Annotated in this window: 23 protein-coding genes; 3 read left to right on the forward strand and 20 right to left on the reverse strand. The window is 61.2% G+C overall.

Annotation, left to right across the window (positions count from 1 at the left end; genetic code table 11):
• Window positions 1-104: 104 nt before the first annotated feature.
• From fliR to DVJ77_RS20680, 7 genes are read right to left on the reverse strand one after another with little or no spacing between them, the layout of a single operon-like run.
• A complete protein-coding gene (gene fliR / locus DVJ77_RS20650) occupies window positions 105-890 on the reverse strand; it encodes a flagellar biosynthetic protein FliR (protein WP_225428126.1) in 786 nt (261 codons plus the stop codon).
• Window positions 887-1,156 carry a flagellar biosynthesis protein FliQ gene (gene fliQ / locus DVJ77_RS20655; RefSeq protein ID WP_114847430.1) on the reverse strand — a complete coding sequence of 90 codons (270 nt, stop codon included), beginning with the start codon at window positions 1,154-1,156 and terminating at the stop codon, window positions 887-889. Before fliQ ends, fliR begins: the two co-directional genes overlap by 4 nt.
• A 37-nt stretch (window positions 1,157-1,193) precedes the next feature.
• Complete coding sequence (gene fliP, locus DVJ77_RS20660) at window positions 1,194-1,934, reverse strand: flagellar type III secretion system pore protein FliP (RefSeq protein ID WP_114847431.1); 741 nt, start codon at window positions 1,932-1,934, stop codon at window positions 1,194-1,196.
• On the reverse strand, window positions 1,931-2,308 hold the full coding sequence (locus DVJ77_RS20665) for a FliO/MopB family protein (RefSeq protein WP_114847458.1): 378 nt from the start codon (window positions 2,306-2,308) through the stop codon (window positions 1,931-1,933). The genes fliP and DVJ77_RS20665 overlap by 4 nt, the downstream gene beginning before the upstream one ends.
• 5 nt (window positions 2,309-2,313) lie before the next feature.
• The gene (gene fliN / locus DVJ77_RS20670) at window positions 2,314-2,658 is read right to left on the reverse strand and encodes a flagellar motor switch protein FliN (RefSeq protein ID WP_114847457.1); all 345 of its coding nucleotides are present in this window, start codon (window positions 2,656-2,658) and stop codon (window positions 2,314-2,316) included.
• A gap of 51 nt (window positions 2,659-2,709) precedes the next feature.
• Window positions 2,710-3,726 carry a flagellar motor switch protein FliM gene (fliM, locus tag DVJ77_RS20675; RefSeq protein WP_114847432.1) on the reverse strand — a complete coding sequence of 339 codons (1,017 nt, stop codon included), beginning with the start codon at window positions 3,724-3,726 and terminating at the stop codon, window positions 2,710-2,712.
• An 11-nt stretch (window positions 3,727-3,737) separates the two neighbouring features.
• Window positions 3,738-4,247, reverse strand: coding sequence for a flagellar basal body-associated FliL family protein (locus DVJ77_RS20680; RefSeq protein ID WP_114847433.1), 510 nt, complete (start codon window positions 4,245-4,247; stop codon window positions 3,738-3,740).
• Window positions 4,248-4,646: 399 nt separating this feature from the next.
• Here DVJ77_RS20680 and DVJ77_RS20685 point away from each other — a divergent pair, with 399 nt between their 5' ends.
• The gene (locus tag DVJ77_RS20685; RefSeq protein ID WP_225428127.1) at window positions 4,647-5,555 is read left to right on the forward strand and encodes an alginate lyase family protein; all 909 of its coding nucleotides are present in this window, start codon (window positions 4,647-4,649) and stop codon (window positions 5,553-5,555) included.
• Between the two features lie 752 nt (window positions 5,556-6,307).
• Here DVJ77_RS20685 and DVJ77_RS20690 read toward each other — a convergent pair.
• From DVJ77_RS20690 to DVJ77_RS20750, 13 genes are all read right to left on the reverse strand, one after another.
• A complete protein-coding gene (locus tag DVJ77_RS20690; protein ID WP_114847435.1) occupies window positions 6,308-7,375 on the reverse strand; it encodes a flagellar hook-length control protein FliK in 1,068 nt (355 codons plus the stop codon).
• Window positions 7,372-7,881, reverse strand: a complete 510-nt coding sequence (gene fliJ / locus DVJ77_RS20695; RefSeq protein ID WP_114847436.1) for a flagellar export protein FliJ — start codon at window positions 7,879-7,881, stop codon at window positions 7,372-7,374. Before fliJ ends, DVJ77_RS20690 begins: the two co-directional genes overlap by 4 nt.
• On the reverse strand, window positions 7,878-9,230 hold the full coding sequence (fliI, locus tag DVJ77_RS20700; RefSeq protein WP_114847437.1) for a flagellar protein export ATPase FliI: 1,353 nt from the start codon (window positions 9,228-9,230) through the stop codon (window positions 7,878-7,880). Before fliI ends, fliJ begins: the two co-directional genes overlap by 4 nt.
• Entirely contained in the window at window positions 9,227-9,883 is a 657-nt protein-coding gene (locus tag DVJ77_RS20705) for a FliH/SctL family protein (RefSeq protein WP_114847438.1), read from the reverse strand. Before DVJ77_RS20705 ends, fliI begins: the two co-directional genes overlap by 4 nt.
• 138 nt (window positions 9,884-10,021) lie before the next feature.
• Window positions 10,022-11,011, reverse strand: coding sequence for a flagellar motor switch protein FliG (gene fliG, locus DVJ77_RS20710; RefSeq protein ID WP_225428128.1), 990 nt, complete (start codon window positions 11,009-11,011; stop codon window positions 10,022-10,024).
• 10 nt (window positions 11,012-11,021) lie between these two features.
• Window positions 11,022-12,722, reverse strand: coding sequence for a flagellar basal-body MS-ring/collar protein FliF (fliF, locus tag DVJ77_RS20715; RefSeq protein ID WP_114847440.1), 1,701 nt, complete (start codon window positions 12,720-12,722; stop codon window positions 11,022-11,024).
• Window positions 12,723-12,805: 83 nt separating this feature from the next.
• Window positions 12,806-13,132: a flagellar hook-basal body complex protein FliE gene (fliE, locus tag DVJ77_RS20720; protein WP_114847441.1), complete on the reverse strand. Its 327-nt coding sequence runs from the start codon at window positions 13,130-13,132 to the stop codon at window positions 12,806-12,808.
• A 90-nt stretch (window positions 13,133-13,222) separates the two neighbouring features.
• Window positions 13,223-14,653: a sigma-54 dependent transcriptional regulator gene (locus DVJ77_RS20725; RefSeq protein WP_114847442.1), complete on the reverse strand. Its 1,431-nt coding sequence runs from the start codon at window positions 14,651-14,653 to the stop codon at window positions 13,223-13,225.
• Between the two features lie 353 nt (window positions 14,654-15,006).
• Window positions 15,007-15,555, reverse strand: a complete 549-nt coding sequence (locus tag DVJ77_RS20730; RefSeq protein ID WP_114847443.1) for a PilZ domain-containing protein — start codon at window positions 15,553-15,555, stop codon at window positions 15,007-15,009.
• A 94-nt stretch (window positions 15,556-15,649) separates the two neighbouring features.
• Window positions 15,650-15,964 (reverse strand): flagellar protein FliT, encoded by a 315-nt coding sequence (fliT, locus tag DVJ77_RS20735; RefSeq protein WP_114847444.1) that lies wholly within the window; start codon window positions 15,962-15,964, stop codon window positions 15,650-15,652.
• Window positions 15,965-15,966: 2 nt separating this feature from the next.
• Window positions 15,967-16,386: a flagellar export chaperone FliS gene (fliS, locus tag DVJ77_RS20740; RefSeq protein WP_114847445.1), complete on the reverse strand. Its 420-nt coding sequence runs from the start codon at window positions 16,384-16,386 to the stop codon at window positions 15,967-15,969.
• Window positions 16,387-16,400: 14 nt separating this feature from the next.
• Entirely contained in the window at window positions 16,401-17,786 is a 1,386-nt protein-coding gene (gene fliD, locus DVJ77_RS20745) for a flagellar filament capping protein FliD (protein ID WP_114847446.1), read from the reverse strand.
• A gap of 88 nt (window positions 17,787-17,874) precedes the next feature.
• Window positions 17,875-19,020: a flagellin gene (locus tag DVJ77_RS20750; RefSeq protein WP_114847447.1), complete on the reverse strand. Its 1,146-nt coding sequence runs from the start codon at window positions 19,018-19,020 to the stop codon at window positions 17,875-17,877.
• A gap of 696 nt (window positions 19,021-19,716) precedes the next feature.
• Here DVJ77_RS20750 and DVJ77_RS20760 point away from each other — a divergent pair.
• Both DVJ77_RS20760 and DVJ77_RS20765 read left to right on the forward strand, forming a co-directional pair.
• Complete coding sequence (locus DVJ77_RS20760) at window positions 19,717-20,067, forward strand: carboxymuconolactone decarboxylase family protein (protein WP_114847449.1); 351 nt, start codon at window positions 19,717-19,719, stop codon at window positions 20,065-20,067.
• 5 nt (window positions 20,068-20,072) lie between these two features.
• Window positions 20,073-20,501 (forward strand): DUF302 domain-containing protein, encoded by a 429-nt coding sequence (locus tag DVJ77_RS20765; RefSeq protein WP_162791631.1) that lies wholly within the window; start codon window positions 20,073-20,075, stop codon window positions 20,499-20,501.
• The last annotated feature ends 28 nt before the right edge of the window (window positions 20,502-20,529 follow it).

Below are 20,529 nucleotides of genomic sequence, written 5' to 3' on the forward strand. Positions count from 1 at the left end.
TTTCTTTGAGCAAGCAAAGAAAAGTGACTCGGACCCCGGCAGGGGTTCGAAAGCCCGCCGCAGGCGAACCAGATCGCCAAAACCAAAATGAAAAGCCCCCCCTTTCATCCCCCCAACAACCCCCGCATAACCCCCCATGCCCCCTCCTGAAGCGATCCAAACGCCCCCGGCAAACTCCCCAACGCCAACCACAACGCGATCAACCCAAGACAAAGCGTGATCGGAAACCCCACCGCAAAAAGATTCATCGACGGCGCCGAACGACTAATCGCAGCAAACCCGATATTCACCACCAACAACGCCGTCATCGCCGGCAATGCCACCCGCACCGCACCGCTGAACAACTGCGCGCCAAACGCGACTACCGCATACAACCCATTCGTATTGATCGCATCGACGCCTGGCGGCAGGCGAGTGAAGCTGTCGGACAGCAAGGCGATCAGGCGCAAATGGCCGTCCATCGTCAGAAACAGCAAGGTCACCAGCAATAGATAAAACTGACTCAGCACCGGCGAACTACCGCCGCCTTGCGGATTCACCACCTCGGCAAATCCAAGGCTCATGCTTTGCGCGATCAACTGTCCGCCCAAGGCCGCCGCTTCGAACACCAGCTTCAATACAAAACCCACTGCGGCACCGACCAGTACCTGCCCCACCATTGCTGCGATACCCGCGCCACTCAGCGGATCGAAGGCTGCCGGTGCCAGCGGGGTCAGCACCAGGGTCAACAAAAACACTAAGGCCACCCGAAAGCGTGCCGGCAAAACCGTCGAGCCGAATACCGGCGCGATCAGACACAAACCACCTACGCGGCCCAGCGCCCACAAAAAACTGCCCAGCCATAAGGAGAGCTGCGCAAGGTCGGCGCTGGTCACGACCAAGCCGTTCATCTCACCGCGCTCGGCAGGCTCTCGACCAGTTGCCGGGTGAACTGCACCAGGGTGCGCAGCATCCACGGGCCCGAGATCACGCCGACCACCGCCATCGCAATCAGCTTGGGGATAAAACTCAAGGTCATTTCATTGATCTGTGTCGCTGCCTGGATCACACCCACCAACAGACCCACGGTTAGCGCGGTGAGCAATAGCGGCGCGGCGATAATCATCGCGACGTAAAGTGCGTGTTGACCGAATTCGATAACTGATTCAGGGGTCATCGTTTATGTCCTTGCAGCGCGATGGAGCGGATGGTCACTAGGCGAAACTCGAAGCGAGCGTGCCGAGCAGCAAGGTCCAACCGTCGACCAGCACGAACAGCATGATTTTGAACGGCAGCGAGATAATCATCGGCGAGACCATCATCATGCCCATCGACATCAGCACGCTCGCCACCACCAGATCGATAATCAGAAACGGCACAAACAATAAAAAGCCCATCTGAAACGCGGTCTTCAGCTCGCTGGTGACATAAGCCGGCAGCGCTACGCGAAAGGGCACGTCGTCTTTGCTGGCATAAGGCTGCTCCTTCGCCAGGTGCGTAAAGAGCTGCAGATCCGCGTCGCGAGTCTGGTTCAACATAAAGTGCTTGAACGGCGCCACCGCGATGGGCAAGGCTTGCTCGGCGTTGAGTTGCCCATCCATATACGGTTTCACGCCATCTTGATAAGCGCGTTCGAGTACCGGCGACATCACAAACAAGGTAAGAAACAGCGCCAGTCCAAGCAGTACTTGATTGGGCGGTGTCGATTGCGTGCCGAGCGCCTGCCGCAAGAAACCGAGCACGATGATGATGCGGGTAAACGAAGTCATCATCAGCAGGATCGCCGGCAACAGGGTCAGCACGGTCATCAGTGCCAACATTTGCAGCGAGATCGTCCAATTCTGCCCACCGCCCGGCGCGTTCTGCACGCTCAATGCCGGGATGCCGACGGGCTCGGCCCAGGCCACCCAAGGCAGCAGCCATACCAGCACGAACAGCCAGCGCAGATGCTTCATGGTTTGCGCTTCCATACGGCGAGGACATCGCTGAAATGGAACGGTGCGGGCGCAGCTTCACCGATGCCGGGTGTCGTGCTGTCGTAAACCGCACCGTCGTAAACATGTAGTGTGCGCATGCCGCCCGGCCCCATCCCGATCAGCAAACGCTTGCCATCGGCATCGAGCAGCAAGACACGTTCGCGCGCACCTACGGCAAAGCTTTCCACGCAGCGGATACGCCGGCCGCCGACGCGCGCGCGCCCTTGCGCCCGGCGACTCAACCAACCGGCGACAAAGATCAACGCAACAATGCCGCCAAGGTTTAACAGCACGCGCAGTAGTTCGTTGCCCACTGAGATGTCAGACGTCACCGGGGCGATCAGCGCAAGCATGCCGATCACCGCAACTTACGCACGCGTTCGGCCGGGCTGATGACGTCGGTCAGGCGAATGCCAAACTTCTCGTTAATCACCACCACTTCACCATGCGCTACCAAGGTGCCGTTGACGAACACATCCAGCGGTTCACCGGCGGCACGGTCAAGCTCTACCACCGACCCCTGATTGAGCTGCAGCAGATTGCGGATGCTGATTCGGGTGCGCCCGACCTCCATCGCCAGGGTCACCGGCACATCGAGAATCATGTCGAGATTGACCTCGACACCTTCGCCGACCAGGCCACCCAAGCTATTGAGTTCGTCATGCTCGGTGGCTGCAGCCGCGGTTTCGCTATTCGGGTTCATATCGTTATTCATTGGGCTGGTTTCATTGGGCTGGACTCGGTCGGGCCGGAATCATTCAGGCATGTGTTCGGTAAAGGCGTCGCTCGACAAGCGTGTGCCACGACGCCCGGCCGGCTCATGGAATCGCACCGCGCTGCGGCCATTGGCCTGGCCATGGCGGCCACGAAATACCGGCACGTCTTCGGCGAACACGGTGGACAGCTCGGGCAGTTGCACGGGAATCACATCGCCCGGACGCAAGCGCAGAAAGTCGCCGATGCTGATCGGCATCTCCAGCAGCAACGAACTGAGCTGCACCTCGGCATCCATCACCTCTTCGTGCAGGCATTCCGCCCAGCGGTCGTCGCGCTCTACCCGGTCGCTTTGCACGCCAGCGTCGAGCAAGGTACGAATCGGCTCGACCATCGCGTAGGGCAAGGTCATATGGATCTCGCCCCCGCCGCCATCCAGTTCGACGTGAAAGCGCGATACCACCACCGTCTCGGTGGGGCTGACGATATTGGCGAACTGCGGGTTGATCTCCGCGTTGAGAAATTCAAACTGCAACGCCAGCACCGGCGCCCATGCCTCGGCCATCGCGGCGAACAGTTCCGCCAGCACGATCTGGATCACCCTATTCTCGGTGGGTGTGAAATCGCGACCTTCGATACGCGCGTGATAGCGGCCGTCGCCGCCGAAGAAATTATCGATGATCGAGAACACCAGCCGTGGCTCGATCACCGTCAGCGCCGTACCGCGCAAGGGCTTCACCCGCACCAGATTGAGATTGCTAGGCACCGCCAGGCCATGCACGTATTCGCCGAACTTGAGCATGCGCACCCCACGCACCGACACTTCGCAGGTCTTGCGCAACACGCTGAAAATGCCGGTGCGAAAAAACCGCGCGAAGCGGTCATTGACCATTTCGAGTGTCGGCAAGCGACCGCGCACTATGCGGTCCTGCTGGGTAAAGTCGTAAGTGACTACCGCGTCCGGCGGCAACGGCTCATCGCCACCGGTGGCGACCGCACCGCCATCCACGCCTTCGAGCAGGGCGTCGATTTCCTCTTGCGAAAGCAGATCGCTCATCGGTCGCGGCCTTATTGCATCACGAAGCTGGTGAAGTACAAGGCGTCAATCCCAGGCTTGCCCAGTTTGTCCGCGATAATTTTCTGCACGGCGACCAGCGCCTTGGCCTGCAGCTTCTGTTTGCCATCGGTGCTGCTCAGCTCGACGCCGTCCTGGCTGCTGAACAAGAAAACCAAGGCGTTGCGGATCACCGGGTCGGCATCTTTCGCTGCCTGAATCGCCGCCGCGTCGTGCGCCATCAAGGTCACACTCACCTGCAGATAACTCAGCGACTCCTCGTTGTGAAAATTCACCACGAAGGAGGGTTCCAACTGCAAGTAAAGCTCAGGCTGCTTCACCGCCGACTTGCTCTCGGCCGGCACCGTCTCGCCCCCCTGCACTGAATGTTTACGCAGAGCAAACAAGGCATAACCGCCTATCGCCGAGACCAGCAGCAAGGCAAACAACAAGATCACTACCACACTACGACTGACGCCTTTTTTTGCCGGCGTCAGGTTCGGTGCGGATTCGGCAACAGCCATGAACTACCTCATATCGGGGAATGGGCTGGCGCATTGGGATGCGCCTGATAATCGGTAGTTAGCAAACGCTGTGCCATCGCCTGAAGAGCCAGCGGTGATGCGGGTTCGGCGCGATGATGATGTGCCGATGGCGTTTTCTTGACGCGTGACGTCAAGCAGACGCGACGCGATCCTGGCGGCTATCTGCACGCTCTGTTTGAGGGCACGAACCAGGGCGATAGCAGCTCGTCTTGTCGTATCGGCGAAACCTGATTGACGCGAGACGTGGACAAAATCGTCTTTCGCTAAGATGCGCCGTTTCGACACGACCAACCTTTTTCAGCACCGATGACCTGAGGGCAATACATAATGCGCAGTCAATTCATCCGAATCGTTGGAGCAGTCTCACTGGCCATAGGCATGAGCCTGGGTATTAGCCAGGCCACCCGCGCCTGTGCTGTACCGCCGCCCTTGGCATCGATCGATCCCCCCGGTTTCTACGACGACCCTGCCGGCTATGCGCAGGCGGTCAAACCGATGCGTGGATTCATCGACCAACTCAACAAGGCGGCGGACTCAAGTCAGTGGTCCTGCACGCTCGACCTATTGCAAGGCTGGGCTCAGGCAGATGCATTGATGGGGCCTATCTCCGGGTATCAGGGCTACTACGAGCGCTCCTGGGCCGGAACGGACTTCGCCATGGTGCTTTTGCGCATGCCCCAAGATGTCAGCTCCGCCAACGCGAACCGGCTGCACGTCATTACCCCCTGGCTGACCCGCATCGCTATAGCTACACGCGATGCCGACGCCATCAATCATCTGCACAACAACCTGGTTTATTGGGCCGGACTCAATCTCGTCGCCATCGGCACCGTTGCACAACAACAGATGCTGATCGACGCCGGACTCGCGCGCGCACGTGAAGGTATCAATGACATCGGTGCACAAGGCGAGCTGGTGCGGGAGGTCAAGCGTGGTGATCGCGCGCTTCACTACCACACGTTCGCGCTGATTCCACTGGTCTTCACCGCCGAACTCGCCCAACGACAAGGCATCGATCTCTATCAGGAGAATCATGGCGCTATCGGTCGACTGGCTAATTTGGTGACTCAGGCGGTGCAGGACCCTGCGAGCTTCGCGAAGATCACGCCGATCGAGCAAAAGCTTTTCCCCTGGACATTTCAGGATGAGCTTTCGTGGATGGAGCCTTATTACGCGCGCACGCGGGATTCGCGACTGCCGGCGCTGATTGCACCGCGCCGCCCGTTTAGTGAGTGGCGACTTGGTGGCAATGTCACTGATGCTTGGGGGGTGGCGCTGTCGCCGTAAGGCGACCTGGATCGCCTGCGGCGGGCTTTCGGACCCCTGCCGGGGCCCGAGTCACTTTCTCTTGAGTGGCCAAGAGAAAGTAACCAAAGAGAAGGCCACCCCGGTGCGTCGCCCTTCGGGTGCGTGAGGGCCGGCCGGGCTTTTCGACAGTGCATCCTTGCACTGGCGAAAAGGACTCGGCATCCATGCCGAGTCCCCTGCGGGCCTTGTCGTCCGACCCTCACCGACGCACAGGGGCCCCAAAGGTCAAGAGCAACAGCAAAGTCAAAAGCTGCGAGCGTGGCTTTTGCCCCTCCCCCTGCTCGTAGGGGGAGGCTGGGAGGGGGTGCAGCCTCGCCGCAAGATTGAACCCCTCCCAACCCTCCCCTGCTAGCAGGGGAGGGAGTTGTGTGGCGTGCGTTTCATATATCGGCGAGTGCGCGCAGGACGCGCGCTGCTCTTCGGGGCCCCTTTGCAGCGGTGAGGCTTGGACGACAGGCCCGCAGGGGCATCGACACGGATGTCGATGCCTTTTCGCCAGGGCAGGAAGCCCTGTCGAAAAGCCCGGCCAAGCCTCACGCACTCGCAGGGCAGGATGCCCGTAGAGCGCTGCATCGGGGTGCTCTTTCTTTTGGTTACTTTTCTTTGAGCAAGCAAAGAAAAGTGACTCGGACCCCGGCAGGGGTTCGAAAACCGCCGCAGGCGACCAGTCCCCCCAACATCACCAACAAGCGAAAGCCCGCCGCAGGCGAACCTGCTCGCGAAAAGATCAATCAAGCAAACGCATCAACCAACCCAATCACCACACGCCGCACCAACACCTCAGGCTCACCACTCCCCCCATCAACCTCAGCCCCACCCCCCTCATATCCCGCGTGCCCCTGCCCCTGCTGCCCCACCTGCGCCTGCCCCAACGACAACCCCTGCCCCGCCAACATCGAATCAAGCTGAGTCAGGCTTTGCTGTACTGCGGTGACCGCGGCGGGATGTTGTGCGGTGAAGTTCACATCGACGCGGCCATGCTCGACGCTGATCTTTACATCGAGCTGGCCGAGTTCTTCAGGGTGCAGGCGAATGCGCGCTTGCTTGATGTCTTGTCCACCTAGCCAGGCCACTTGCTGCCCCAGCTCTTGTGCAAAAGTCGGGCTGGTAACGGGCGCTTCCACACGCAGTGCATGAACCACCGGTGTGTTGGTTTGGCCGGCGTCCATGGCGATAGATGTCGTCATCGCCGGTGTGTCGGTGACGGCAGCATCCTTGTGTGCATGCACTGGCTGGGTGTCGTCGAACGCCGGGATCAACGATGACGCGACTGCCGTGGTCATCGGCGCCGTGGCAATGGCATTCGCGGCGTTGGCGGCGAGGCCGGCGGCAGTTTGCGGCGCGGCTGCGCCACTTTGCATGTCGGTCTTCAACGGCAGTGCGTGCGGTGCTTGTCCGAGCATAGCCAGCATGGCGGCGGCGAGTGTCGCGGCATCGCCATCGGTGGTGGGGGCGTCTTTTTCAGTGACGGCAGCATCACCTGTCATTAATGGTGACGCGGGGAGCGCGACTGGCGCCACAGGCAGCGACGGAGAGCTTATCCGCTGCTGTTGCCGCGCCTGCTCTAGTTGGCTATCGAAGTTGGTAGCAAGCGTGGCTGGCTGGTTCGTCGGCTCGGCGTTGGTGTTGTCGGCAGGCTTGGTTCTCGCTGTTGCTGTCGCCGGGTTTGCAGTGGACGGTTGCGCAACAGCCGACTGGGCGGCGGCATGGTTCGTTGCGGGGTGCTTCACGGCATGTCGGCTCGGCAAGGTGGAGCTTGCCGTGGCGGGGGCTGCGGTAACAGGTGCTTGCATGGTCATGGCCTGAAGCTCATGGCAGAAGGGTTGAAATCAGGCGGGAGATCGTCGTCGCTGTTTGGCGACTGGGCTGACGAGCGCGTCGGCCCGCGTCGATACTGCATGCGCTCATCGATTTCCGATTGTTCGCGGCGGCTCTCGCTGGCTTGTTCTTGCTTGAGCATATGGGCAATCACGCTGCCCAAAGCCTGCTCGCGCGCATGGGCCTGGCGCCAGCCCTCGCTCGCCAGGGCAAGTTGGCGGTGCAGTCGTTCCATCTCGATCGACTGCTGCGCGATCGCACGATCGATGCGCTCGACGAATTGTTGACGGTTGAGCAAGACATCGACGCTGAGGCCGCCAGCGGCGATGCCGAGCGCGTACTCGTTGCGATAGCGCTGCAGTTCGGCCAACTGTTGTTCGGCCTTGAGCAGCCGCTGCTGTTGTTCGGCAAGTCGCTGCAGTGCTTGTTCGCGCCGGTCGCGGGCCTGGTCGGCGGCGGGTTGCAGGCGTTGCGAGCGTGGCGTCATGTCTCGATACCTTCGGCAATGCCGGTTAGCGCCCCGATCGCCGCAGTCAGCGGCATTGGCTCATCGACTTCTTGTTGCAGGAATCCGCGCAACGTGGGCCATAGCGCGATCGCCTGATCCACATGCGGGTCGGAGCCTTTTTGATAAGCACCTACGGCAATCAGGTCGCGCTGTTGCCGATAAGCGGAATAGACCTGGCGAAAGCGCTGTGCTGAGCGCAGGTGATCGCGCGTGACAACGGCGGGCATGACGCGGCTGATCGATGCTTCGATATCGATCGCCGGATAGTGGCCGGCTTCGGCCAGATCGCGGGACAGCACGATATGGCCGTCCAGAATCGCCCGCGCGGCGTCGGCGATGGGATCGTGGCGGTAGTCGTCGCCTTCGGTCAGTACGGTGTAGAAGGCGGTGATCGAGCCGCGCCCTTCGGCGTCGTTGCCGGCGCGCTCGACCAAGGCCGGCAACAGTGCGAACACCGACGGCGGATAGCCCTTGGTCGCCGGCGGTTCGCCGATAGCCAGGGCGATTTCGCGCTGTGCCTGGGCGTAGCGGGTCAGTGAATCCATCAGCAGCAATACGCGTTGGCCGCGATCGCGAAACCATTCGGCAATCGCCGTGGCATATTGCGCACCGCGCAGACGCTTGAGCGGCGGCGCATCGGCCGGCGCGGCCACGATCACGGCACGGGCGCGGCCCTCGGTGCCCAAGGTATGTTCGACAAATTCCTTCACTTCACGGCCGCGTTCGCCGATCAAGCCGACGACCACCACATCGGCATCGGTGTAGCGCGTCATCATGCCGAGCAAGGTCGATTTACCGACGCCGGAGCCGGCGAACAGACCCAGGCGCTGGCCGCGGCCGACGGTGAGCAATGCATTGATCGCGCGCACGCCGACATCCAAGGGCGTATCGATTGGCTTGCGCGCCATCGGGTTGATCGGCTCGCGCTTGAGGGCGGCATGCTCGTCGGTATCCAGTGGGCCGGCGCCATCCAGCGGCACGCCATCGGCGCCGATCACCCGACCGAGCAAGGCCAGGCCGACCGGCAGGCCGCCGGCGCTGGCACAAGGACGCACGCGCGCATTGGGCAATACGCCATGCATCTCGGTGACCGGCATCAGCAATAGGCGCTCGTCGGAAAACCCGACGACCTCGGTTTCCAGTTCGACGCCCGCCGCTGTCGCGACCAGACAACGCGCGCCTAAAGCTGCTTCGCAACCCTCGGCTTCCAGGGTGAGGCCAACGACACGGCGCAAGCGCCCTTCGACCGTAAGCGTGGGGGCGACTTCGGCGCGTTGGCAACGCCGTGCCAGGCGCTCTCGCCAATGCGCGGCGCGCGCCGAATTCACGCGGCGCTCTCTTCGATGAGATCTGTGCCCATGACATCGATGCCAAGCACCGCATCGACGATGGCGGCCAACCTGGTTTCAACGCGTGCATCCAAACGCGAGCGCTCGCTTTCCAATATGCAATCGCCACGGGCCAATGCTGGATCGGCCTGCAAGTGCCAATGCGTTTCGCTGGCGTCGAGTTGGCGCAGCAAGGCCAGGTCATCGGGATGTAGACGCACGCGCAGTGCACGGGTGGCGCTGGGCAACGCTAATGCGGCTTGTCGTACCGCTTGCACGATCAGCTCCGGCGTCAGGCTTAACTCGCGCGCAATCACCCGACGCGCCGTGACCATCGCCAGGCGAGCCATTTCTTGTTCGGTGGCTTCGTCGAAAGCTTGCAACGGCCGCGCGACAGCATCGATCAACGCTTCAAAGTGCGCCAATTGTTTACTCAATGCCTCCGCGGCTGCGACGCGCCCTTCGGCCAGCCCGGCCGCATAGCCTTCGTCACGTGCCTGCTGCTCCAGTGCTTCCAGATCGCGAACCGTTGGCGGTGACGGTGTATCGGTAGCTTTGGGTTCTGTTGGTGAATGCGTACCGATGTGCGGCGGCGCCCAGCGGGTGAAGCCTTGCCACTGATCGCGCGTCAGTATCTTGGTATCGATGCTCATGCGCTGCACTCAGCCTGCCCCCTCCCCTGCTTGCAGGGAAGGGTTGGGGAAGGGTTAAGACTGGCGCAAGGGCTTACCCCCTCCCAGCCTCCCCCTGCTTGCAGGGGGAGGAGCAGGTTGCGGAGGGATGTGCTCTGCCTAGACAAACTCATCGCCGCCACCGCTGAGGCTGATCTGGCCGGCATCGGAAAGCTTGCGGGCGATACCCAGTACTTCTTTCTGGGCGGCATCGACTTCGCTCAGGCGTACCGGGCCTTTCACTTCCAGGTCGTCGCGCAACATGTCGGCGGCGCGGCTGGACATATTGGCGAATATTTTTTCGCGCACCGCGGACTCGGCGCCTTTCAGGGCGATGACCAAGCGCGCCGACGGCACGTCGCGCAGCAGGGCTTGCATGCTGCGATCGTCCAACTCGGCAAGGTCATCGAAAACAAACATCAGCTCTTCGATACGCCCGCCGAGGCCGGCGTCCTGACCACGAATGGCGGTCATCAACTCAGCTTCGCGGCTGGTTTCCATCGCGTTGAGAATATCGGCCGCCGCTTTCAGGCCACCGACGTTGGCGGATTTGAGTTTGTTGGTGTTGCCGGAAAATTGGCGCTCCATGATCTCGTCCAGCTCGTTCAGCGCATGCGGCTGTACGCCGTCGAGCGTGGCGATGCGCATCACCGCATCGCTGCGTACGCGCGGCTGCAGATAGCCGATGACTTCGGCGGCTTGATCGGGTTCGAGATGGGCCAGCACCAGGGCGATGATCTGCGGGTGCTCCTGGCCGATCATTTCGGCGATGGCGCGGCTCTCCATCCACTTCAGCGACTCCAGCCCCTTGCTGCTGCGGCCGAGCAGGATGCGGTCGATCAAGCCACCGGCCTTGCTCTCGCCCAAGGCGTTGACCAGGATTTTGCGGATGTAATCCTCGGTGCCGACGCCCAGCGAGGTATGCCGGCCCATGTCCTCGTGCAGTTTGTCCAGCACATGCTCGACTTGTTCGCGCGAGACGCTGGAGAGCCCGGCCATCGCCGAACCCACCGCTTGTACATCGCGCGCACTGAGGTGCTTGAGTACCTCGGCGGCATCTTGCTCGCCCAGCGTAAGCAGCAAGATCGCAGCGCGCTGTGCGCCGGTCACATCCAATTGATTAACCGCCATCGTCGCTCACCCAGCTCTTTACTACTTGCGCCACTTGTTTGGGGTTTTCGCTGACCATGCGTTTGGCCGAGCTGATTTTCTGTTCGTAAGCCACCGCCTGCGGCGCACTGATGCGTCCGGGCAAGCCCGGTTCGGGCGCATCCAGCGGATCGTCGTCAATACGCACCGATACCGTGGGCAAGGACGTCGGCCCCGGCAAGGCTTTGGCCGGCTCCGGCCCACGGATCAAGCCGCGCAGCAAGGGCCGTAGCAAACCGAAGGCAATCAGCACGGCAAGCAGGATGCCCACGCCTTGCTTGAGCAGATCCAACATGCCGGGGCGCTGCCATAGCGAAGGTCCGGGTGGCTCGCCCTCTTCGGCGACTTCGTGAAACGGTTGATTGATGACGCTGACGCTATCGCCGCGTGCTTCGTTGTAGCCCACCGCGTTTCGCGCCAGCTCCGTCAGGTGCTGCAATTCTTGCGTGGTGAATGGCACGCTTTTATTGCCGCTCTTGCTCTTGTCTTGACTGACCCCGTCTTGAACGCTGATGGATTTGTTGTCCACCAGCACCGCGACGGTGAGCCGAGCAAGGCGGCCGGCCGGGTCGCTGACATGGCTGATGGTGCGGTCGAGCTCGTAGTTACGGGTCGCATTGCTTGAGGTCGAGCCGTTGGCATTGGATTGCGCGCTGCTTGCCGTCGGCGCGGCACCGGGCTTGGCCGCGGTGGGCTGTGCCGCGGCGGTAGGTGGCTGATTGCTCAACGCACCGGGCACCGCACCGCGACTGTCGCTGTGTTGCTCAGAGCTGGTCTGTTCGCTGCGCAAGGCCGGTTTGTCGTGACCGAAAGTCTCGGTGGCTTTTTCGGTCTGGCTGAAATCGAGATCGGCATAGACTTGCGCACGCACTTTGCCGGCACCGACCAGCGGCGTCAGCAATGCCTCTACCCGTTGCGCATAAGTGTTTTCGATACGCGTGGCCATGCGCAGACGCGTATCGCCGATCGCGCCGGGGCTGTCGGGATCGCTTACCGTCAGCAACTGGCCTTGCTGGTCGATGACCGAGACCTGGCGTGGATCGAGATCCGGCACGCTGGCGGCAACCAGATGCACGATCGCCGCCACCTGACTGGCATCCAGTTGACGCCCTTGATACAGCGTGAGCAATACCGATGCGCTGGCCTGGCGATTGTCGCGAATAAAGGCGGAGGGCTTGGGCAAAGCCAGATGCACGCGGGCGCTGCGCACCGACTGCAGGCCGGCGATGGTGCTGCCCAGATCGGTTTCCAATAACTGTTGATAGCGGGTGCGTTCGGCCAGATCGCTCATGCCGAACGGCGAATCGTTGGCCGGCACCGCCGCACTGCCCGCACTGCCCTGCGGCAAGCCTTGTGCGGCAAGCTTTAAGCGCAACGCCGCCAGATCCGCCGCCGGTACCGAGATCGAACTGCCGTCGCTGCTCAACTGATAAGGCGTATTGCTGGCCTGCAGCGTTTGCGTGATCGCCGCCGCGTCTTTGGATTCCAGCCCGGCATACAACAAACCATAGCTCGGCCCGCGCGACCACAGCACGATGGCGACACCCAGCGCTACGGCCGCCGCCACCGCCACCAGCAACAGTAGTTGCCGCGCGGCCGGATTCTGCGCGAGGTTTTTCAAGGAACCCAAACGCAATTCGCTGGTGTTCTTGGCAATGGCGGTCTCAGCCATGTCGACGGCTCGGCATTAGTAGTGCTCTTAAGCGGTAAGGGAATGCAGCCGGCGTCATGCCGACCCGAACTAAACCGGCCGCATCACACCGGCATGTTCATGATGTCCTTGTAGGCATCGACCAGCTTGTTGCGCACTTCGACCAGACCGCGCAGCGACAAATCGGCTTTTTGCACGGCAATCATGGTGCGGCCAAGATCGGCGCCGGCATCGCCGCGCTCAAAACTCGCGGCGAGCTTGCCGGCCTCGCTCTGGTTGTTGCCGACCGCGGCAATGGACTGTTTCAACAAGGCGCCGAAATCGCCGCTCTGGGTCGGCGCCACGGCGTGGAAGGCACTTTCGGGCATGCGTGTCGTCGCCGACATCTGCCGCATTTGCGACAACAAACCGTTGACGTCGATCTGGCTCATGGCAACTGACTCATGTCAAAACTCCAACGCGTGATGTTTGTTGAAGTGTGAAATGCACAAGCTGTGCCACGAACGTTGCGATGACGCTCTTCATGCCGCCAAGCTGCTCTGCAAACCATATTTGCGCAGCTTTTCCACCAAGGTGGTGCGTTGCATGCGCAACAACTTGGCCGCATGCGCCACCACGCCGCCGGTGGCGTCGAGTGCCTGGCGGATCAAGCCGATCTCGATATCGGCAAGATGATCTTTCAGATCCAGGCCGCCTTCGGGCAAGACCACCGCCGAATCCATACCGGACGTGCAACCGACCACCGCCGGCGTGTGCATTTCCATCAAGGCCAGCAAAGCTGCGCCGCCCATATCGGCAGTAGTGGAGGCACCGCGATATTTCTCCGGCAGGTCGCAGGCGCGCACTTCACTGGAGGGATAGAGAATAGCCATGCGCTCGACCAGGTTGCTCAGCTCGCGCACATTGCCCGGCCAGCCATAACCACGCAGCGCGTTCAGCGCACCGGCACTGAAACGTACGCGGTTGAGGCCACGACGCATCAAGCGTTGGTTGAACTCGGCGATCAACTCGGGAAGGTCGCCTAGATGTTCACGCAATGACGGCGTTTCCAGCGGAAAGACGCTAAGCCGGTAGTACAGGTCTTCGCGGAAACCACCGTCGTTGATCGCCTGCTCAAGATTGCGATGCGTTGCCGCGATAATGCGCACGTCGCAACGTTGCGAACGGCTGCCGCCGACGCGTTCGTATACGCGCTCTTGCAGTACACGCAGCAGTTTGACTTGCATGGGCAGGCTCATATCGCCGATCTCGTCGAGAAACAACGTGCCGCCCTCGGCCAGTTCAAAACGCCCTTTGCGCGCGCTGATGGCACCGGTGAAGGCGCCCTTCTCGTGGCCGAACAATTCGCTTTCCAACAACTCGGCCGGTATCGCACCGCAGTTGATCGCCACAAACGGGCGGTCGCGACGTGGGGAGTAATCGTGAATCGTGCGCGCGACCATTTCTTTGCCGGTACCCGATTCGCCCAGCACCAGCACGTTGGAATCGAATGGCGCCACCTGGCGAATCAGATCGTTCAATCGAGCCAACGGTACCGAGCCACCCACAATGCGCCGGCTGCCGGGGGGGCTGCTGGCCGGCGCCGCCGCCAGCTCGCTCAATGCCTTGGTCAGGTCTTCGTAGCGCAGAGGAAACGTAATCAGCTCCACTCTACGCGTGTGGTCGTTGCACGCGGCGCCGCTCAATTGCGCGGCCAGGGGTGAGTCGGCAGCCACCAGCAGCGGCAGTTGCAGGGCCTGTTCGCCAAGTAAATTCAATTGCCGCTGATAGTCATCCAAGTCAATGACATCGCCGATATAAATCGCCTGCCAGCGACCCTGTTCAAGATGAATCTGCTCGCTGCGCTGCCGATCACTGTATTGCGGGCTATAACCAAGAAACTGGAGCGCGGAATAGACCGACTCCGCCCGAACAGCGTCTGCCTCGATGACTAGGATGTTCTGATTCTTCACTGCAATTCCCCTGACGTTGCTTGCAGCTGATTCCAATCAGACTGCCGACCTGCCACGTGACAACCGCCTTTGTTGTACTTGCCAGGTTGCTACGCAAGATCGAGGCCAAAGCATTGCCGCCATCCTTGGCACAGAGGTGAAAGTCGCTTCGAAAGAATCCGAAAGTGCGTCTGCGGAAATCGGGGGATAACACGCAAGTTCTTGAGAAGTAGCGGATAAATGAACACAAGCTGACGCTCATCTGTCTTCAAGAGCGTCTGCGACGGAATGCCAACGGCGTCAAAAATTTCGTGGATATGTCGCAAATTCTGTGAGGACCATCACATTGCGCACTGCCTACCGGTTCGCGAATTTCAAAAGCCTGCGTGACGGATTACTGCCACTTTGCGTCGGTGGTGACGAAAAACGAGTCGTTCAAGACCTTCGCGCAACGCATCACTGCACTGCTCGAACTGCACAAAGCGGCGACCGTCATCGAATTGACGCAGGCATCGCGCCGGCAGCTCCAGTAACAAGCCGGGGCTGGCATCAAAACGGATACGCAGCAATAAAGCCTCGCTCTCCGATGGCAGTGTTGCCGGCAACAGCGCGCCGACCGCATTGAAGCGCAAGGTTTGCCGTGTCGGTAAAGCTGTAGGCACCAGCAAACGGTTGACGATGTCGAGCAGCGCATTGAGCTTGGCGTCCAGACGCAACATTTCCTGCATCAGCGGGTTGTCGTCATCGGCGCTATCGCTGCGACGATCTTCCAGCACGGCAATCGTCGACAGCACCGACAGATTTCTTTCGACATACCCCGCCGCCACGCGTGCGTCCATGGGCCAGGTCAGTGGCGCGCAGTCGACATGCCACTCGCCTTCGCAGGCCAGGCGTTGTTCAAAGTCGTCCCACGGACTGCTCATCGGCTAACTCCCAGGTTGAATGGGGAATGGGGGCGCACAGGCTTTACCCCCTCCCAGCCTTCCCCTGCAAGCAAGGGAGGAGCTAAAGCTCGCCTCATTCGGCTCCCTCCCCTACTTGTAGGGGAGGGTTGGGGAGGGGTAGCGGACTTGCGGCAGCATACGCAGCAGCAGCCCGCGTCTGCCTCCATTGCACGGCAACCGCGTCGCGCGCATCGCGCACCTGCACATACAGTTCGCGATCGCTGGCCAGAATCGCCTCAACGAGTGCCTTTGACTCGGCATCCACCGTATGCGGCTGCATCAGCAAGGGCTCGCGCTCGGCTTCCAACTGCGTCAGTCGATCCCAATCTGCCGCCTGCGCGGCAACCCGCATGGCTTGGGTCAAGAGCATGGCCTGCGCTAACGCCATCGTCATTCTGCTGCACTTTGCGCGGCAGGGCGCTGGCGTGCGTCGGCGGGAATGCGCACCCAGCTATCGCGAATCGGTTGCAACAGTTTCGATACTTCGTCCAACGCGCTCAGGTCATTGTTCGCGTTGGCATGCAGCAGACGCCGCCCCATGTATTCGTAGAGCGAATCGAGGCGACCGCTGAAATCCGCGTCCACCGTGTGATCCAGGCTGTCGCGCAAGGCGCCGATGATGTCGATGCAGCGCGTGATGGTTTCGCCTTTGGCCGCTACCTCGCCGTGTTGCATATAGCCGCGCGCCTTGAGCAGGCGATCGAGCGCACCGTCCATCAACAAAGTAATCAAGCCGTGCGGGTCGGCCTGCTCGACGCCGCCATGCGATCGAACCTGCTGATAGGCGCCTGCGCCATAACCGAATGCCATGGTGTCGTCCCGGATTAGTTCTTGCTGTTGTTCAATGAGTTGAATTGCTGCGTCAAGTAACTGCTGGTGTTGTTGAGCTTGGTCAGCATGGTGTCCAGCGCAGTGAACTGTTTGGTGTAGCGCGTGGAGAGGTCGCTCATGTCGGTATCCAGAGCGCTCTGGCGGCTGCCGAGATCCTTGAGCTGCTTATTGAGGTCGCTGGTGCGGGTCACCAGAATGCCCTGGGTTCCGATCCAGCCATCGAGCGGGCTGCTGAGTTTGGTCGCCAGGCCGTTGCTGCCGGAGAACAGCGCCTTGAGCTGCGTGCCGCCATCGGCCATCGCCGTTTGCAATTGGCCGCTATCTACTTTCAAGGTGCCGTCGATTTGCAAAGTGACGCCGGCGGAACTTAGCGTGGCGCCATTGCCACCGGTACCGCTGACGATGCTCGATAACGTGCCCTTGATGCTGTTGAGCGTGGCATCGCCGATCAGCGGGCCGGTGCTATTACCGGTGGAGTCGTACTTGGTAAGGCTGGTATAGAGCGCGGAAAGGCTGTTGTAGGCATTGACGAAACTGTTCACCGCCGCGGTCGCGGTGTTGCCGTCGCTGGCCATGCTCAAAGTGCTGGTGCCGACCTTGCTGAGCGTCATGGTGACGCCATCGATACCGCTGGTTACCGTATTGCTGGCGCTATTGCCGGCCATGCCGTCGATAGTGAACAGCGCATCTTGTGCGGCGGTGGTTACCTTCATGCCGTTGTTGCCGGCACCCGGCGCGTAGTTGAGCGCCGCCAAACCACCGTCGCCGCCACTGCTGCTGACCGTAAAACTATTGACGGCGCCGCTGGCATTGCTGTTCATCACCAGATGCGCGCCGTCGCTGCCGGTGACGATGGTCGCCGTTACGCCAGGGTTGTTGCTGGCGCTGTTGATGGCGTCGCGAATCGAAGCCAGTGAGGCATGGCTGTCGTCGATGCTCAACTGCATCTGCTTGCTGCCCAGCGCAACGGTAAGCGTGCCGGTGCCGACGCGAGTCTGGCTGTTGGTCACCGCGCCGGACGATACCTTCATCGCCGTCGCCAACTGGGTCACCGCGATGTTGTAGCTGCCGTTGACCGCATTGCCGGTGGCCGTTGCGTTGAGCACGGTGCTGTCGCTGGTGCTGACTTTGCGCGTGGTGAACGCGGTGCCGTCGCTGAGCGAGGCCAACGCGGCCTTCAATGTCGAAAGCGCGGAGCTGACCTGCCCCAACGCGGAAATCTGCGTCTTGGCGGTATTGGTCTGACTGTCGATCTGCCCCTGCAGCGGGGCTCTTTTGGCGGCGACCAGCTTGCTCACCAGCGTGGTCACATCCAGCCCTGAGCCGACGCCGGCGGCAGTAAGCGGACTGTTTGAAGATCCAGTGGTCGTGATTGCCATGGTTTACCTCAGAGCCTGTTCAATATCTTTGAAAGGACTCATGCAAGAAAGCGGCCACGCATCACGCGTGGCCGCCCGGCTTGAACAATTACTGCAGCAACTTGAGCACGCTCTGCTGGCTGGAGTTGGCCTGTGCCAACACCGACACGCCGGCCTGCTGTAGCACCTGCGCGCTGGACATGTTCGCGGTCTCCTGAGCGAAGTCGGCATCCTGGATCTGGCTGCGCGACGAGTTCAGGTTCTGCGAAATGGTCTGCAGGTTGTTGATGGTCGACTGGAAGCGGTTCTGCACGGCGCCCAGGTTCGAACGCAGATCGCTCACCGATTGCAGCGCGGCGTCGATGCGACGCATGGTGTCGTTGGCGCCTGCCACGGTGGACACCGAGGCATCCGCCAAATGTTTGGCATCGAGTGCGTGAGTGGCTTTGTCAGTGGCGGCAAAACCGAGTGCGGTCGCACCGGAAGCATCGACGTCGGCGCCGAAGGACTGGATCGACAGTTTGCCGGTCGCATCGGCACTGGCCTGCGCATCCACGCCCTGGTCTTTGAAACCGGCATTCAACGCAGTGACCACATCGGCGGCGCCCGCAAACACGGTACCGCTCTTGAGTGTGATGGTGCTGCCGCTGGCGCCGCCGATCTGAATTTTCTGATCGGCTGCAAGCGTCAACGGATAGGTCGGTGCGGCGCCGCTGGCGGAAACCGATGCGCTATCGACCTGTCCGACCTGGTTGGTCTTCATGCCGACGCCGAGGTTCACGCTGATGGTCTCGCCGACGTTGGCGCCGACCTGGTACACGACCGAACCGGCCGTGCCGTCCAGCACCTTGGTGCCGTTGAAGTTGGTCTGCTGGGCAATACGCGTGACTTCGGCCAGACGAAGCTGCACTTCTTTATCCAGCGCGCCGCGATCGGTGGTGGAGTTGGAACCGTTCGCCGACTGCACCGCCAACTGACGAATGCGCTGCAAGTTGCTGGTCACTTCGTCCAGCGCCGACTCGGTGGTCTGCGCCATCGAGATACCGTCGTTGGCGTTGGCCACGGCCTGGTTCAGACCGTTGATCTGGGTGGTGAAGCGGGTGGAGATGGCGAGGCCGGCGGCATCGTCTTTAGCGCTGTTGATGCGCATACCCGAGGACAGGCGCTGGATCGCAGTGCTCAGCTTGCTTTGCGACCGGGCCAGATTGTTCTGCGCGTTCAGCGAGTTGATGTTGGTGGTAACGCTCATGACCATGGGAAGTACTCCATATCGGGACTTTGAGTGCCGACGATGGCCGGCAGTGGTTGGTGGGCGGGTTTTTGTTGCTTGTGCCGCCGCCTCAGACACTGTTTCGGCGTTGGGTATGGAAACTTGAGAAGTTGGGTTGGGGCTAGGTTGTTCGCCTGCGGCGGGCTTTCGAACCCCTGCCGGGGTCCGAGTCACTTTTCTTTGCTTGCTCAAAGAAAAGTAACCAAAAGAAAGAGCACCCCGGTGAGTCGCCCTTCGGGTACGTGAGGTTCGGCCGGGCTTTTCGACAGGGCTTCCTGCCCTGGCGAAAAGGCATCGACATCCATGTCGATGCCCCTGCGGGCCTTGTCGTCCGACCCTCACCGACGCACAGGGGCCCCAAGGTCAAGAGCAAGAGCAAGAGCAAAATCAAAAGCAACGTCAAAAGCTGCGAACCTTGCTTTTGCCCCTCCCCCTGCGTGCAGGGGGAGGCTGGGAGGGGGTCCAACCTTGCCGCAAGATTGAACCCCTCCCCAACCCTCCCTGCGACCGAAGGGAGTCCCCTTTTCGGGACTAGCAGGGGAGGGAGCATGCGCGAGCCTGAGACGATCGAGCTATAGATTGAGCTTTTCGGGTATCCCTCGTTTCGACCTCGGCCGTAATACTCATCACATCAGCCGGGCACATGGCTTGGCTGCAACCTGTGAATCGAGGAGACATCTCATGATGGATTGGCTGGAATATCGCAAAGAACTCGTGGGTCGTATCGGTGAAATCGGCAAGCTGAGCCCGGACACGCTCGCCGGCTATCAAACGCTGTCGAAGGCTGGGCAGAAGACCGGTCATCTGGATGCCAAGACGCGTGAGTTGATTGCCTTGGCAGTGTCGGTGACCACCCGCTGCGATGGTTGTATCACTGTACATACCGGCGAAGCGTTGAAGCATGGGGCCAGTCGCGAGGAGATCGCCGAGGCGCTTGGCGTGGCGGTTGCGCTCAATGCCGGTGCGGCGATGGTGTACTCCGCTCGCGTCCTGGATGCGGTCAGCGAACACAGTGCCGCTCAGGCTGGGTGAGCGACATGGCCGAAGCGCTCAAAGTGGTTGAGTACGCGGTGGCCTCATCACCATCGTTTCAGGTGGTGATGACTTCGGCACTGGATTTCGAGGGCACGCTTGCGCGTCTGAAGCAGGCCATCGTCGAGAAGGATTTGTGGCTGATTCACGAGATCAATCCGCAGATGCTGCTCGAACGCGGCGGTTATGCGATCGCGCCGGCGCGGCAACTGGTGTTTTTCCATCCGCGCTACGTGGCCCGGATTCTTGAAACCGACCCCAGCGCAGTGGCTGACATACCGCTCAAGCTCGTGGTCGTGCAGATGCCGGACGGTTCGGTGACAGTAAGGCATACCGACGTTGCAAGCTTGCTCGGTCGTTACGCCGGCCTCACCGCGCTGGCGACCGAACTGGCCGCCATTTCGCGGGAGCTGATGGCAACGGTAGCCAAATGAAGCACCGGTGCGCTGCCGCGATGCGGTA

This window comes from Dyella tabacisoli, assembly GCF_003350925.1.
GTDB lineage: Bacteria > Pseudomonadota > Gammaproteobacteria > Xanthomonadales > Rhodanobacteraceae > Dyella_C > Dyella_C tabacisoli.